This is a genomic window from Nostoc sp. UHCC 0870, from assembly GCF_022063185.1.
Classification (GTDB): domain Bacteria; phylum Cyanobacteriota; class Cyanobacteriia; order Cyanobacteriales; family Nostocaceae; genus Trichormus.
On sequence record NZ_CP091913.1, the window covers coordinates 4013260 to 4029397 of the forward strand.

The 16138-nt window shown below is 41.7% G+C and carries 12 protein-coding genes; 11 read left to right on the plus strand and 1 reads right to left on the minus strand.

Annotated elements, in window-relative coordinates; translation table 11 throughout:
• Positions 1–13 precede the first annotated feature (13 nt).
• From L6494_RS16875 to L6494_RS16900, 6 genes are all read left to right on the plus strand, one after another.
• Positions 14–1798, plus strand: a complete 1785-nt coding sequence (locus L6494_RS16875; RefSeq protein ID WP_237988862.1) for an ABC transporter substrate-binding protein — start codon at positions 14–16, stop codon at positions 1796–1798.
• 56 nt (positions 1799–1854) lie between these two features.
• Positions 1855–2643 carry a nickel pincer cofactor biosynthesis protein LarB gene (gene larB / locus L6494_RS16880; protein ID WP_237988863.1) on the plus strand — a complete coding sequence of 263 codons (789 nt, stop codon included), beginning with the start codon at positions 1855–1857 and terminating at the stop codon, positions 2641–2643.
• Positions 2644–2757: 114 nt separating this feature from the next.
• Entirely contained in the window at positions 2758–2964 is a 207-nt protein-coding gene (locus tag L6494_RS16885) for a hypothetical protein (protein ID WP_237988864.1), read from the plus strand.
• Positions 2965–3081: 117 nt separating this feature from the next.
• Positions 3082–4467: an argininosuccinate lyase gene (gene argH / locus L6494_RS16890; RefSeq protein WP_237988865.1), complete on the plus strand. Its 1386-nt coding sequence runs from the start codon at positions 3082–3084 to the stop codon at positions 4465–4467.
• Between the two features lie 1371 nt (positions 4468–5838).
• Positions 5839–6333, plus strand: a complete 495-nt coding sequence (locus L6494_RS16895) for an NUDIX domain-containing protein (RefSeq protein WP_237988866.1) — start codon at positions 5839–5841, stop codon at positions 6331–6333.
• 196 nt (positions 6334–6529) lie between these two features.
• Entirely contained in the window at positions 6530–7348 is an 819-nt protein-coding gene (locus L6494_RS16900; protein WP_237988867.1) for an alpha/beta fold hydrolase, read from the plus strand.
• Positions 7349–7532: 184 nt separating this feature from the next.
• On the opposite strand, the gene L6494_RS16905 is transcribed toward L6494_RS16900, so the two are convergent.
• Positions 7533–8423: a pantothenate kinase gene (locus L6494_RS16905; protein ID WP_237988868.1), complete on the minus strand. Its 891-nt coding sequence runs from the start codon at positions 8421–8423 to the stop codon at positions 7533–7535.
• 109 nt (positions 8424–8532) lie between these two features.
• On the opposite strand from L6494_RS16905, the gene L6494_RS16910 reads away from it, so the two are divergent.
• The 5 genes from L6494_RS16910 (at position 8533) to L6494_RS16930 (ending at position 16043) form a co-directional block, all read left to right on the plus strand.
• Positions 8533–10257 carry a diflavin flavoprotein gene (locus L6494_RS16910; RefSeq protein WP_237988869.1) on the plus strand — a complete coding sequence of 575 codons (1725 nt, stop codon included), beginning with the start codon at positions 8533–8535 and terminating at the stop codon, positions 10255–10257.
• A 374-nt stretch (positions 10258–10631) separates the two neighbouring features.
• Entirely contained in the window at positions 10632–11417 is a 786-nt protein-coding gene (locus L6494_RS16915; protein ID WP_237988870.1) for an Rpn family recombination-promoting nuclease/putative transposase, read from the plus strand.
• 92 nt (positions 11418–11509) lie between these two features.
• A complete protein-coding gene (locus tag L6494_RS16920; protein ID WP_237988871.1) occupies positions 11510–11716 on the plus strand; it encodes a hypothetical protein in 207 nt (68 codons plus the stop codon).
• 169 nt (positions 11717–11885) lie between these two features.
• The gene (locus tag L6494_RS16925; RefSeq protein WP_237988872.1) at positions 11886–12320 is read left to right on the plus strand and encodes a hypothetical protein; all 435 of its coding nucleotides are present in this window, start codon (positions 11886–11888) and stop codon (positions 12318–12320) included.
• Between the two features lie 105 nt (positions 12321–12425).
• Entirely contained in the window at positions 12426–16043 is a 3618-nt protein-coding gene (locus L6494_RS16930; protein WP_237988873.1) for a HEAT repeat domain-containing protein, read from the plus strand.
• Positions 16044–16138: the final 95 nt, after the last annotated feature.

Consider the following 16138-nt stretch of genomic DNA (forward strand, 5'->3'; position numbering starts at 1 on the left):
ACCATCTAAGATTATGCCATCTACTAGTAAGATAATTACTCTAATTAAACGTTTTTGGATACTGATAATTCTGGCTGCATTTACAGCAGTTACAGTTGCGGCTTGTAACCCAGAGAATTTTAAAAGTTCAGCAGCACAAACCCCACAGTTAGTAAATAGTATTCTTAGTGATCCCAAAACTTTTAATCTAGCCCTAAGTCAAGAATCGCCTAATATTTTCGGTCTGACTTATGAAGGGCTAATTAACCAAAATCCTATTACTGGTAAAGTAGAACCTGCTCTAGCAGAATCTTGGCAGATTTCTGAGGATAGATTGCGCTTTACATTCACTTTGCGTCCGGGCTTGAAATGGTCTGATGGTAAGCCACTCACAGCAGAAGATGTAGTTTTTACTTATAACGATATTTATTTTAATGAAGCAATTCCTACAGATACTAGGGATGGTTTCAGAATTGGCGTAAATCGGAAATTACCTACTGTCAAAAAAATTGACGATCGCCGTGTGGAATTTACTCTACCAGAACCCTTCCGACCATTTCTTTTAAATGCTGGTACTCCAATTTTACCTGCCCATGCTTTAAAAGGATTTGTGAAACAGAAGAACCAAGACGGTAAACCGATATTCTTAAGCAAATGGGGCGTTGATACACCTCCAGAGCAAATTATTGTGAATGGCCCTTACAAATTAGAACGCTATGACACCAGTGAACGGGTAGTTTTTCGGCGCAATCCCTACTATTGGCGCAAAAGTCCTCAAGGCCAACCGCAACCTTATATTGAACGGATAGTTTGGCAAATAGTCGAAAATACAGATACTTCTTTGCTACAATTTCGTTCTGGTGGATTAGATTCTGTAGGAGTGACAGCAGAATACTTTTCCTTACTGAAAAAGCAAGAAAAACAAGGCAATTTCAAAATTTACGGGAGAGAACCAGGAACAGGTACAAACTTTATTTTATTTAACTTAAATAAAGGTAGAAGAGACGGTAAACCACTGGTAGATCCTATCAAGTCTCGTTGGTTTAATACAGTGGAATTTAGACAGGCAGTAGCTTATGCTATTGACCGTCAAACGATGATTAATAACACCTTTCGTGGCTTGGGTGAACCACAAAATTCACCAATTACTGTCCAAAGTCCCTATTACATCTCCCCTCAAGAGAATCTCAGAACTTACGATTACAATCCAGAAAAAGCCAAGCAACTGCTGAAGAAAGCGGGCTTTAAATATAATGAACAAGGTCAATTATTAGATGCGGAAGGTAATCGTGTTCGCTTCACCTTACTGACTAACTCAGGTAATAAAATTCGAGAAGCGATAGGGTCACAAATCAAACAAAACTTGGCTGTTATTGGGATGCAAGTTGATTTTACACCCTTGGCCTGGAATACCTACACAGATAAACTGGCTAATACTTTAGATTGGGAAGCTTCTTTACTCGGTTTAACTGGTGGTTTAGAACCGAATGATGGGGCTAATGTTTGGTCTCCTGATGGGGGACTACATATGTTTAATCAAAAACCCCAACCAGGACAAAAGCCCATTGAAGGTAGAGAAGTTGCACCTTGGGAAGAAGAAATTGGTCGCTTATATGTCCAAGCAGCCCAGGAATTTGATGAAGCGAAAGTCAAAGAAATTTATGCCCAAACCCAAAGGATTACCCAAGAATATTTACCCTTTATTTATTTGGTGAATCCACTAGCCATGACAGCAGTACGCGATCGCTTTTCTGGCATTAAATTTTCAGCCCTAGGTGGTGCTTTCTGGAATCTCTACGAAATCAAAATTGTTGAGTAAGGCTGTCACCTGTCACCTGTCACCCGTTACCTGTCACCTATCCCCTAAAATTTACCGTGACTCAAACTGAAACTTTGCGATCGCTCCTAGAGGCGGTTGCTAATGGTAAAGTTACCCCAGATATGGCTTTAGAGTCTCTCAAAGACTTAGCTTATGAACCTGTGGGGGAGTTTGCCAAAATTGACCATCACCGTCATCTGAGAACCGGTTTCCCGGAAGTAATTTGGGGGCCGGGTAAAACCCCAGAACAAATTGCCCAAATTATGGAGGTAATGCGTCAACGTAATCCTGTAGTGATGGCTACCCGCATTGAACCCAAAGTTTATACCTTATTACAACCAAAAGTTCGGGGATTACGGTACTACGAACAAGCAAGAATTTGTGCAATTGTGCCGCTTGAAATTGAACCACAGTTTGAGGGAGTTATTGGTATTCTCTCGGCTGGTACGGCTGACTTACCCGTTGCAGAAGAAGCCGCAGTTACAGCTGAACTTTCTGGGTTTCGTGTGCAGCGTCTTTGGGATGTGGGTGTGGCGGGAATTCATCGTTTGTTAAGTAATCGCCATCTGCTGGAGTCAGCATCAGTATTAGTTGTAGTCGCCGGGATGGAAGGTGCTTTACCCAGTGTTGTAGCGGGTTTAGCTAATTGTCCTGTAATTGCTGTACCTACCAGTGTGGGTTATGGTGCTAGTTTTGGCGGGTTAGCACCATTATTAACAATGCTCAATTCCTGTGCGGCTGGGGTGGGGGTAGTCAATATTGATAACGGTTTTGGTGCAGCAGTGTTGGCGGGACAGATTTTGCGAACAGCCGAGAAATTACGGATGGCATCGGCGACATCTTGAGTTATGACAGCGAGTGATTGGGGACTGGGGATTGGGGACTGGGGACTGGGTGAATTACTTAATCTCTAAACTTTAGTTTCTATCCCTAATCTTTAACTTAATGAATTACTCAAGATGCACTACCTAAGTGATTTAATATCTCAAAATTTTGGGGATCTACCTGTTAATTTAACTGTGTTGGCACAAAATGTGACTGACCCTGACTTGATAGGTCAGTTACAGAAAGCGTGGAATACTTTTGTTAAGTCAGGTCAAATCTGGGCATTATTGATTGGTTTAGTAATTGGTTCTATCTTTAGAAACCTGACTAAGTACGGTTGACATGGATAGGGAGTAGGAAGTAGGGGTGTAATACTAATTCAAAATTCAAAATTCAAAATTAAAGAATTTTTGACTTTTGACTTTTGACTTTTTTATACCCCAATCCCCAATATTTCTATGACCGAAAAACAAACGTGGAGTCAGAGGTTTGAATCAGCGTTGCATCCAGCGATCGCTCTTTTTAATGCCAGTATAGGTTTTGACATACAATTAATAGAATACGACCTCACAGGCTCTCAAGCTCATGCCCAAATGTTGGCGCATACGGGGATTATTTCCTCGCAAGAAGGAGAGCAACTGGTGGCGGGTTTAGAACAAATTCGCCAAGAATACCGCCAAGGACAATTTCAACCGGGTATTGATGCGGAAGATGTCCACTTTGCGGTGGAACGGCGGTTAACAGAAATTGTTGGTGATGTGGGGAAAAAACTACACACGGCGCGATCGCGTAATGACCAAGTAGGCACAGATACTAGGTTATATTTACGTGACCAAATTCAACAAATTCAGCAGTATTTACGGGACTTTCAACGTGTCTTATTAGAAATCGCTGAACAAAACGTAGAAACTCTCATCCCTGGTTATACCCACCTGCAACGCGCCCAACCCCTGAGTTTAGCTCATCACCTCTTGGCATACTTCCAGATGGCACAACGAGACTGGGAACGCCTAGGAGATGTTTATCGCCGGGTAAATATTTCGCCTTTGGGGTGTGGTGCTTTAGCTGGGACGACTTTCCCTATTGACCGTCATTACACAGCCGAGTTATTGCATTTTGATGGTGTTTATGCTAATAGCTTAGATGGGGTGAGCGATCGCGATTTTGCCGTTGAATTTTTGTGTGCTGCTAGCCTGATTATGGTTCACCTCAGTCGGCTATCTGAGGAAATGATTCTTTGGGCATCTGAAGAATTTCGTTTTGTCACCCTTAAAGATAGCTGTGCTACAGGTTCTAGTATCATGCCGCAAAAGAAAAACCCCGATGTACCAGAATTAGTCCGGGGCAAAACTGGCAGGGTATTCGGTCATCTTCAAGCAATGCTGGTAATTATGAAAGGATTACCCCTGGCATATAACAAAGACTTGCAAGAAGATAAAGAAGGGTTATTTGACAGCGTTAATACCGTTAAAGCTTGCCTGGAAGCCATGACTATTTTGCTGCGAGAAGGCTTAGAATTTCGTACTCAACGCCTAGCTGAAGCCGTAACAGAAGACTTTTCTAATGCAACCGATGTTGCAGATTATTTGGCAGCAAGAGGAGTTCCTTTCCGAGAAGCCTATAATCTTGTAGGTAAAGTTGTCAAAACCAGCATTGCCGCCGGTAAACTATTAAAAGATTTAACCCTAGAAGAATGGCAACAACTGCACCCAGCCTTTGCAGATGATATTTATACAGCCATATCTCCTCATACCGTTGTAGCCGCTCGCAACAGTTACGGCGGTACTGGTTTTGATCAGGTAAATAAAGCACTTTTAGCTGCCCGTAGTCAAATGTCTGAGTAAAGGGACTGGGAATTTTAGATTTTAGATTTTGGATTTTAGATTGAAAACCAATCCAAAATCCACTCATTGAATTGCCTAATACGCACAAAAAAATTAAGGACGTACTATAAAGTACGCCCCCACAACTAAAACACTCAAAGAAGTGCAGGTTCAGAAGGTAGCTTATTCAGCATCAATTGTTGCTGCGCCCTCTTCTTCCTCACTCTTAGGTGGTCTTTGTTGGAATCTTCTCTGCATTTTTCCGGTTGTAGTCCGTTTACGAAACTTTCTGGCGTATGCCTGGTTCCGTAGCGCCTTTTCTTTTTTCGGGTTACGGCGCTTTGCCATGTTCACCTCATGAATAAACAACAAAAAGAGCAACTAGGCATCTGGTAGACAATATCAGCTACTGGTGCTATTGATATGGTTTCGTCCTAGTTGAAAACTGTAGATAGTTTGAACAGCATACCATCATACCGTATTTAATTGCATAATGTCAATATTTTCCAATACCAGGAAATTGTCAGGCTGAAAAATTAAAATTGACTTTCAAAAACTATCAAAAATGAATATCTTGTTTGTCCTAAGACTTCTATAGTATAGGACTCCTATTTGATTTTTGAGAAAATTTAGTACATCTCATAACCCGTTTTCTCTGTTCCCTGTCCCGTTCGATTGACGCGGCTCGACTCAACTTCCCTGTGTCCCGCAAGGAAGCCCTGACTCCTGTTCTGACTTTTTGCGTTATGTGAAAAAGCTAACGTGAAACCTAACCCCCTTCCCTAGCAGGGAAGGGGGAATATGTAGAGGAGATGTACTAAGCGCGAGTTCGTTCTTAGCGTTCTCGTAGAGTAGCCTCTCCGCGTCTTTGGAGAGGGGTTTTCAGATCCCGTCAAAAGTCAGACTTCTGTTGCCTCCCAAAGTAAGTTCTCCAAATCAAAGCAGACTGCTATATACTTTGTGCAGATAGCAATCTTCATTGATTCATGATCACAAAAAAATTGGGTTAATTCAAAAAAAATCGGGGTTATTGAAGTATCTTAGTTCTCAAAAATAAAAGTAAATTTCTATAGCTTATCTATGTTTTACCAATTTAAATAGAAAGATTTAAATTTTATTAACCAGAATTTAATAAATGCTATGGCTAGTCGGTTTTGACAATAGCATTTGGAAAATTTTTAAAAATCTGGATATTTAAATAATTCCTAATAATAGGTTTATATGCAACTAAATTGTTGGCAAATAAATAGCAAAGTTGATATTATATAGAAATATTGTTAAAATACACCCTTAAGCGACCAGCATATTTGTTTACAGCAAAATCAACTCTTTAAATAGTTGATTTCATGCAGGTGGCAGGTGATTAAATAACACAATATAACCATTTTTAGATTGAAAGTTCTTGCTTTTTTTTCTGCACCTGTCCAATACGCACGTAGTCTGTGGCGTATTGGACAAACCGTACTAGGTATTATTTTCCGTCATCCGATTACAGGAACTAGTATCATTCCGATATTACCTGACGGAAGAATCGTATTGATCCGGCGGCGAGATAATGGTCTTTGGGGATTACCTGGGGGTATGGTGGACTGGGGACAAGATATACCCACTACAGTCCATCGGGAGTTAATGGAAGAAACTGGACTGGAGGTAATAAAAATTAAGCGGTTAGTTGGGGTTTACTCTTCTCCAGACCGTGACCCCAGAATTCATTCAATTTGTGTGGCGGTAGAAGCGGAAGTGCAAGGGAATATGGCGATTCAGGATGAATTAGAAGTCATGGAAATCCAAGCTTTTCCTCCTCATGCCCTACCTCTAGACCCAATGTCTCATGACCACGCCCGCCAGCTACGAGACTATTTGAATGGCTTGACAACCATAGCTTGAAAATAGTTTATGAGTGCTGAGTTATGTTAGCGGTAGCGCGGCGTTTAGCCGGTGCTGAGTTATGAGTGCTGAGTTATGAGTTAATCAGGATTTTCATAAAAATATGTGTAATTTTAGGGTAAAATTAGCAACTTAGATTTATGATCAAAAGTCTAATTTAAAACTTAAAATTCGCTATATGGGTTATTAAATCAAGATGGATACGCTGTTACGTAACGCCCGGAGAAAGCTATCTCAAGGGCTATTATTCTGGCGTGAGGCTGGGGAAGGTATTCCTATCGTTTTGTTACATGGTAATTGGCATGAAAGTAGCCAATGGGGATCAGTAATGGCGTTGCTTGCTAAAGATTTTCATTGCTTTACCCCAGATTTATTAGGGTTTGGGGAGTCTGAAAATCCCAATATCCATCACTCAATTGATTTACAAGTGGAATGTATTGCTGAGTTTCTGGAAGCTTTGAAATTAGAAAAAGTGTACTTAGTAGGACATTCCATTGGGGGTTGGATTGCGGCTAGTTATGCCCTAAAGTATCCAGAGCAGGTTGATAAGTTAGTCTTGCTAGCACCGGAGGGTGTCAAAATTCCAGGACAGGAAGCTTATTGGCAGAAGATGCAGAGGTTAGTTAAACGATCGCCACTCTTTTTTAAGATACTGCGATCGCTGCGTTCTATCACTAAGATTTTTGGTTTACATGAGAAAATTGAACAAGATTGGCAAACACGCCAAAAGATAATACAATACCCTACAGCTTGCCAATTATTATTTCAACGACAAACACCAGAAATTACGGCGGAATTATTACAAAGTCTATTACATAAAATAGAAGTTCCGGTGTTGATTTTACAAGGAAGTAAAGATTCTCCTGATGCTTTAGTTCGTAGTGAGGTTTACAGTAAACTTATTCCTCAAGCGGAATTTAAAATGATTTCTCATGCTGGTAATGATTTACCAAAATCTTGTGCTGGTGTTGTGGCTGGAGATATTCGAGAGTTTGTTTTTGGGAATCGCAAATAGGCAATGTGCCAATTTAAACGCATTCACTGTTAAGCGTTCCCGCAGGGTAGGGTCGCAGAGGTAAGCGCAGAGTCCGCAGAGAATTAATTTATTCAGTTATAGCGGTTCTGGCTTTAGTGAGGTGAACCCCACCCCCAACCCCCTCCCCGCAAGCAAGGAGGGGGCTATGATACACCTCATGTGATTAGGAAACGCTATAGGTCATTACTATTTTTTGCATTCCCCAAAAGATTAAATTTGGTTCTACTATTAAACGTGCAGTTATTTCAGGATATAAGGCTTGTAGATAGTTTAATAGTAAGACGCGATCGCCTCCTTTAATTGCTACTTTTCCATCAGGAAATAATTGCCACCAATCTGCAATAAAATCTTTAATTCCAGCCAATAAAGTGTAAATTACACCGCTTTGAATTGCCTCTGGGGTATTTAAGGCAAAACGTGGGGGTAAAGACTGAATTACTTCTATATTTAATTTGGGTAATTGTCCAGTTTGTTGCCCTAAACTCGTCAATTGTAAACCCACCCCCGGCAAAATTGCGCCGCCAACTAAACACTGATTAGCATCCGCACCTGTAAAAGTTAGTGCTGTCCCCGTATCAATTACTAACATGGGGAAACCCCAAGTCATACCCGCACCCCACAAAGCCAAAGCACGGTCAATTCCCAATGTGGGATATGTATTCTTGAGGGGTATTTGGTCTAAAGTAATTAGATGAACATTGGGGTATGTTTCCCAAAGTGCGGTTTGCTTTGGTACTACAGAGGCGATAACAATAGGGAGTGCTGTTAGCGGTAGCGCGGCGTTTAGTCGGTTCTGACTAAGGCGATGGGGAAGCGAAGTTACTCCCTTGTCCCCTTGTCCTCTTGTCCCCATTCCCCACAATTCCCGATTCTGCAAATCATTTAATGTTTCACAGCAAGCCAACAGCTGTATAACTGACTCAGGTAAATAATCAGTATCCCACGTACAATCAAGGGTTTCGCCTGAGAATAAAGCCCAATGCTGGCGGGAATTGCCAATTTCTAAAGCTAGCCATATATTTTCTATGTGTCTTGGGTGTTGGTAAGGTTTCACACTTTTAATTTTTTAAACTGAACTATAGGTTTTTTAATAAAAGTTAACAAACAACCCGTGTCACAATAGGACTAGAGGAATAAATACTCATTGTGTTAAGGAGATAGTTATGGTAGCAGTCACCGATAAAACTGAAAAACGGCTCACCATACAGACTGGAGAAATTGCTGAAGATACTACAGTAATACGTTCTTTAGATTGGGATCGCGATCGCTTTGATATTGAGTTTGGTTTACAAAACGGTACTACTTATAACTCATTTTTGATACGCGGTGAGCAAACAGCCTTAGTGGATACTTCCCACGAAAAATTCCGTAAACTATATTTTGATATCCTCACAGGCTTAATTAATCCCACAGATATAGATTATTTGATTATTAGCCACACTGAACCAGACCATAGTGGCTTAGTCAAAGATTTGTTACAGATGTCTCCAGATATTACAGTTGTGGCTTCTAAAGTAGCAATCCAATTTCTGGAAGATTTGGTACATCAGCCATTTAAGCGGAAAATTGTGAAAAATGGCGATCGCCTAGATTTAGGTAACGGTCACGCAATAGAATTTGTAATTGCTCCCAATTTACACTGGCCTGACACCATATTTAGCTTTGACCACAAAACCCAAATTCTTTACACCTGCGATGCTTTCGGAATGCACTACTGTTCTGATAGCACCTTTGACGAAGACTTAAAAACCATTGAAGCTGATTTTCACTACTATTATGAATGCTTGATGGGGCCAAATGCGCGGTCGGTATTGTCTGCCCTCAAACGGATGGGAGAATTACCAACCGTGAAAATGGTCGCCACCGGTCACGGGCCATTACTCTCCCATCACGTTGAAGAACTAATTGGACGTTACCGTAAATGGAGTCAAACCCAAAGCAAAGCAGAAACCACCGTTGGTATATTTTACGTTTCCGAATATGGCTATAGCGATCGCCTCGCCCAAACCATAGTCAACGGTATCAGCAAAACAGGCGTAGCCGTCGAAATAGTAGATTTGGGTTCAGCCGTAGACTTACAAGAACTGCGCGAACTAGTCGGACGTTGCACGGGACTAGTAATTGGGATGCCTCCTGCGTCTGGTGCTGCTGGTATTCAAGCTGCACTGAGTACAGTTTTAGGATCTGCCAAAGAGAAACAAGCCATAGGCATATTTGAAACAGGCGGCGGTGATGATGAGCCGACTTACCCCTTACTCAACAAATTCCGTTCCTTGGGCCTGCACGTAGCATTTCCTGTAGTGGAAGTGAGAGAAACACCCACAAATAACACTTATAAAGCGTGTGAAGAAGCGGGTACAGACTTAGGACAGTGGGTAACACGCGATCGCAGCATCAAAGCTATGAAATCCCTAGGTGCTGATTTAGACAAAGCCTTGGGGAGAATTAGCGGCGGACTATATATTATTACCGCCAAAAAAGATGAAGTCTCTAGCGCGATGCTAGCTTCTTGGGTGACTCAAGCCAGCTTCAAACCATTAGGATTATCAATTGCAGTCGCCAAAGATAGAGCAATTGAATCCCTCATGCAAGTAGGCGATCGCTTCGTCCTCAACGTCTTAGAAGAAGGTAACTATCAAGTCCTCATGCGGCACTTCTTAAAACGATTTGCCCCTGGTGCAGACAGATTTGAAGGAGTCAGAACCCAACCAGCAGAAAACGGTACACCCATCCTCACCGATGCTTTAGCTTACATGGAGTGTGAAGTGCAAAGCAGAATGGACTGCGGCGACCACTGGGTAGTATATAGCACAGTTTACACCGGACGAGTTTCTAAACCCGAAGCCCTGACAGCCGTTCACCACCGCAAAGTCGGAAACCATTACTAAAAAACAAATTTGTAGTAAGGACTTTAGTCCTAATTTTTCTAAGGACTAAAGTCCTTACTACGAACCTTCAAACTCCTGTTTGAGTTTTGATAAAAGCGATGTCTACGACGGGCTACGCCTACGCTGTCTTCTTGTCGGAATTGCGCGATCGCCTTTATTTATGTCTTGATATTCAAGCATAATTTTATACTTGCTAACACATAAAGCGAAATTTTTTTGAGTAACTTTCAAGTTTTGATAGACTAAAATAGTTACATTGCTTAATACAATAAAACTGGATAAATTTATTTAAAAAATCATGAATATTTCCTGTTAATGCGTAGGTAGAACCTGATAGAATTAATCATAAAAAACCAACATATATTTATATTTTCATGAAACGTGACTCTATTTATTACCAAATTTTCAAACGATTTCCAGCCTTAATATTTGAAATCATTGATAACCACCCTGCACAGGCGCAAAACTATCGATTTGAATCAGTGGAAGTAAAAGAAACCGCCTTTCGTATTGATGGTGTTTTTTTACCACCAGAAAACGCAACATCTAGAGTTATCTTTTTTGCCGAAGTTCAATTTCAGAAAGATGAAAGTCTTTATCATCGATTTTTTACCGAGTCGCTCACCTATTTGTACCGCAATCAATCTCAATACGATGATTGGTACTGTGTAGTAATATTTCCATCACGGAGTTTAGAGCCAAGCGACACAAGAACTCATCGCATATTTTTAAACAGCGACCAAGTGCAACGCATTTATTTAGATGAGTTAGGGACTGCTGATACTCTGCCAATCAGCATCAACTTAATGCAGTTAACAATTGCATCCTCTGAAAAAATGGCAGAGCAAGCCAAGCAACTAATTCAAAGGGTAAAATTAGAAGAAACAGGCACACTGCCGAAAACCGAAATCATCGAAATCATTACAACAATTGCTGTTTACAAGTTTTCGTCTTTGAGTAGAGAGGAAGTAGAAGCTATGCTAGGAATAACTTTAGAGCAAACAAGAGTATATCAGGAAGCCAAAGCTGAAGGTCGAGAAGAAGGTCGAGAAGAACTGTTGAAAGTTGCTGTCCCACTGTTACTAAAAACTGGGATGAGTGTAGAACAGATTGCTCAACAATTTAATATTGCTGTGGAATCTGTGGAGAAATACAGGTAAAACGTTCTACCACAGACGTGAAAGTTTTGCTCACTATGACAAAATGTGTGCTGTTTACAAGTTTTCGTCTTTGAATAGAGAGAGTGGAAGCTATGCTAGGAATAACTTTAGAACAAACAAGAGTATATCAGGAAGCCAAAGCTGAGGGTCGAAAACAGGGTCTAGAAGAAGGTCGAAAAGAACAGGAAGCTGAACTGTTGCCAGTTATCGTTCCACTGTTACTGAAAATTGGGATGAGTGTAGAAGATATTGCTCAACAACTCAATGTTGCTGTGGAATCCGTGGAGAAATACAGATAAGATACACCCTTGATGAGTTATGGCGATCGCATTTCATCTTACCTAAGTTTAGGGGTAAACTCGTTCTGTACACTTGATTAAAAGGCCGCCAAGAGCGATCACCATCACATTTGGCGTATAAGTAATTTCACCACTAGAATACATATATTAGCTTACTTATAGTTGATATATGACATTTGAGAGTTTCTTGATTGCTGTAGCTAGTGTACTTTGGACTAAAGCACAAGAGAAAATCGGCGAAAATATCGGTGATGTTTTATGGACTGCTCCGGGTAAGTTGATAGAATTGCTACGCCGAAAGAATAAAGCACCATCTCTTACCAGTAATGAACCGCAGAGATTAGATTACGGTCAAGCAGTATTAGAACTGACACAAGCAGCACAAGATCCCGAAATTGCTCAAGCTGTTGTGGATGTAGAAGCAGCAGTTAACAATGACAAGTCTGAGGCTGCTAAGGAAATTAAAAATAAAGCAGCAGAAATCAAATCTCATCCATCAGTTGTAAATAACTTTGCGAAGTTAGCAGAAGAAATTAAAGCAGAAAAAGGTGCAATGGTTGCTCAACAAATCACAATTGAGCAACAGAACAATACTTACAACTGACTACAGTCGTCTCCAGGGGAGGAGGGGACAAGGTTAACTCCCGATGACTGGCGTGAAATCTGTCGTGAAATAATTGCAGAACGGCGCAAGCTGACAACAAATCCTTTGACATCAACTGAAGGCGTTGCACTGCAAGTTGATGATGTTTACGTACCACTGGGATTAGTTGAGCGTAAAAAACAGCCAAAGCCTCAAGGTGATATCTCTCCAGAACAGGGTTCAGAACTGTATAAGGAGACAGAAATCACCAAAACATTTAAGCATGATGCTTTTTTAGAAGAAGTTCTCAAACAAAAGAACACGCCGAAAAGTCAGGGTAGGCGAATTGCAATTATTGGTGAACCAGGCGCAGGAAAAACAACACTTTTACAGCAGATTGCTGATTGGGTATCTTGTGAGATTGATCGGTCGATTGTGATTTGGGTATCTTTAGCAGATTTGCGAGGTCAAGAACTAAGACCTTATCTGTTCGAGACTTGGTTGACTCAAGTCGCACAGAAGACAGGTAAAGCTGAAGCCTCTAAGCAACTAAAAGATGATTTTGTTGCTTTATTTAAGCAAAGCAATGTGTGGCTGCTGCTAGATGGATTAGATGAAATGTCCGCATCTTCAGCTAATCCTCTCACAGAAATTGCACGGCAATTCCGTGAAGGAGGGTTAATTTCTCAAGCGCGAATTGTGCTGACTTGTCGGGTTAATCTATGGGATGGCAACGTTAATGCACTTGATGATTTTGATAACTATCGCACTTTAGATTTTTCTTATCCAGAACAGGTAGAAAAATTTATTCACAAATGGTTTGCTACTATTCCCGAAACTGGAAAGCAGTTATGTACTGCGTTGAAAGAACCGGGTAAAGAACGGATTCAGGATTTAGTGAAAAATCCTCTCCGGTTGACGCTGCTGTGCTGGAATTGGCAATCAGGAGATGGTAAGTTACCAGATACTCAAGCAGGACTTTATCAGCAATTTGTTGATGACTTCTACAAGTGGAAAAAAGACGAATTTGCTATCAACTCTCATCAACGTCAGGAACTCAATGTCAAATTGGGGGAATTAGCTAAAGCAGCAATAGACAAAGAAGCAACACGTTTTCGCTTACGGCAAGATTTTGTTAATCGCTTCTTGGGAGATGCCGATGATGAAAAGTCGCTGCTAAATTTAGCACTAAATCGCGGCTGGTTGAACTGTGTAGGGATAGATACAAATAGAAAACCTGTTTACGCTTTCTTTCATGCCTCATTTCAAGAGTACTTTGCTGCTAAAGCAATTAATGACTGGCATTTCTTTCTCAAGCACAATTCTAAAAATCCCAGGCTAGGAACTTATCGCATCTTTGAACCCCAATGGAAGCAAACAATATTGCTTTGGTTAGGACGAGAAGAAGAAAACCTCAAATGGCAAAAACAACAGTTTATTAATGCCTTAGTTAGTTTTAAAGATGGATGTGGCAAGTGGAATAGAGAAGATATAGATAAAGGATTTTATGAATATCGCGCCTATTTTTTAGCCGCAGCAGGAATTGTAGAGTTTAAAGATTTTTATAGAGCCAATGAAATAGTAGCGCAAATTGTCAAGTGGGCAATTGATATGAGGAGTTCAATCGAAGAGGACGCTAAATCAGCACTGCAACAAACAGACCGCACAAAAGCGATCGCAGCTTTGGTGCAACTGCTGCAATCAACTTCTGTGTCTGCCTACACCCGTAGTAAGGCAGCAGATATCTTAAGGACAATCGACCCAAGCAGTGAAAATGCGATCGCTGCTTTTGTGCAACTGCTGCAATCAACTTCTGTGTCTGCCTACACCCGTAGTAAGGCAGCAGATATCTTAAGGAAAATCGACCCAAGCAGTGAAAATACGATCGCTGACTTGGTGCAACTGCTGCAATCAACAACTGTGTCTGACTCCACCCGTAGGGAAGCAGCAGATATCTTAAGGAAAATCGACCCAGGCAATAAAAATGCGATCGCGGCTTTGGTGCAACTGCTGCAATCAACTTCTGTGTCTGACTCCACCCGTAGGCAAGCAGCAGATAGTTTATGGACAATCGACCCAGGCAATGAAAATGCGATCGCTGCTTTGGTGCAACTGCTGCAATCAACTACTGTAGATGACTACACCCGTAGTAAGGCAGCAGATAGTTTAGGGACAATCGACCCAGGCAATAAAAATGCGATCGCGGCTTTGGTGCAACTGCTGCAATCAACTACTGTAGATGACTACACCCGTAGGCAAGCAGCAGATAGTTTATGGACAATCGACCCAGGCAATGAAAATGCGATCACCGGCTTGGTGCAACTGCTGCAATCAACTTCTGTGTCTGACTCCACCCGTAGGCAAGCAGCAGATAGTTTATGGAAAATCGACCCAGGCAATAAAAATGCGATCGCTGCTTTGGTGCAACTGCTGCAATCAACTTCTGTGTCTGACTCCACCCGTAGGCAAGCAGCAGATAGTTTATGGAAAATCGACCCAGGCAATGAAAATGCGATCACCGGCTTGGTGCAACTGCTGCAATCAACTTCTGTAGATGACTACACCCGTAGGCAAGCAGCAGATAGCTTAGGGAGAATCGGCACAGGCAATAAAAATGCGATCGCTGCTTTGGTGCAACTGCTGCAATCAACTACTGTAGATGACTCCACCCGTAGGCAAGCAGCAGATAGCTTAGGGACAATCGGCACAGGCAATAAAAATGCGATCGCTGCTTTGGTGCAACTGCTGCAATCAACTACTGTAGATGACTCCACCCGTGGGCAAGCAGCAGATAGCTTAGGGACAATCGGCACAGGCAATAAAAATGCGATCGCTGCTTTGGTGCAACTGCTGCAATCAACTACTGTAGATGACTACACCCGTAGGCAGGCAGCATATAGCTTAGGGGCAATCGACCCAGGCAATGAAAATGCGATCGCTGCTTTGGTGCAACTGCTGCAATCAACTACTGTAGATGACTACACCCGTAGTAAGGCAGCAGATAGTTTAGGGACAATCGACCCAGGCAATAAAAATGCGATCGCTGCTTTGGTGCAACTGCTGCAATCAACTACTGTAAATGACTACACCCGTAGGCAAGCAGCAGATAGTTTATGGACAATCGACCCAGGCAATGAAAATGCGATCACCGGCTTGGTGCAACTGCTGCAATCAACTACTGTAGATGACTACACCCGTAGGCAGGCAGCATCAAGCTTAGGGGCAATCGACCCAGGCAATGAAAATGCGATCGCTGCTTTGGTGCAACTGCTGCAATCAACTACTGTAGATGACTACACCCGTAGTAAGGCAGCAGATAGTTTAGGGACAATCGACCCAGGCAATAAAAATGCGATCGCTGCTTTGGTGCAACTGCTGCAATCAACTACTGTAGATGACTACACCCGTAGGCAAGCAGCAGATAGTTTATGGACAATCGACCCAGGCAATGAAAATGCGATCACCGGCTTGGTGCAACTGCTGCAATCAACTACTGTAGATGACTACACCCGTAGGCAGGCAGCATCAAGCTTAGGGGAAATTATACAGAATAACCAGCATCGCGTTGAGGTAGTCAAAGCTTTAAGTGGTTATTGGCAATTAAATTATAAATACTACGATCTAGCTTGGAAATGCGCCCAGAATATGCCTTACCCCGATTTCTATCAAGCTTGGCATCAGCATAATTTTGCTACTCGTACAATGCGAAGCTTAAAGAAAATCCTCTTCACCAGAATAATTTAAGCCCTTTTGCAGCAGCGACATTACAAATAGCTATTTAACGGGATGTGCGACTTATTCTTGAAACCCCTCTCCATAGCTTGCTTCTCGTATCTCTC

Excerpts from the sequence above, each read along its gene's own strand:
- L6494_RS16875 (WP_237988862.1), top strand. The coding sequence starts at position 14 with ATGCCATCTACTAGTAAGATAATTACTCTAATTAAACGTTTTTGGATA.
- L6494_RS16915 (WP_237988870.1), top strand. The coding sequence starts at position 10,632 with ATGAAACGTGACTCTATTTATTACCAAATTTTCAAACGATTTCCAGCC.
- argH (WP_237988865.1), top strand. The coding sequence starts at position 3,082 with ATGACCGAAAAACAAACGTGGAGTCAGAGGTTTGAATCAGCGTTGCAT.
- L6494_RS16900 (WP_237988867.1), top strand. The coding sequence starts at position 6,530 with ATGGATACGCTGTTACGTAACGCCCGGAGAAAGCTATCTCAAGGGCTA.
- L6494_RS16925 (WP_237988872.1), top strand. The coding sequence starts at position 11,886 with ATGACATTTGAGAGTTTCTTGATTGCTGTAGCTAGTGTACTTTGGACT.
- L6494_RS16910 (WP_237988869.1), top strand. The coding sequence starts at position 8,533 with ATGGTAGCAGTCACCGATAAAACTGAAAAACGGCTCACCATACAGACT.
- L6494_RS16920 (WP_237988871.1), top strand. The coding sequence starts at position 11,510 with ATGCTAGGAATAACTTTAGAACAAACAAGAGTATATCAGGAAGCCAAA.
- L6494_RS16885 (WP_237988864.1), top strand. The coding sequence starts at position 2,758 with ATGCACTACCTAAGTGATTTAATATCTCAAAATTTTGGGGATCTACCT.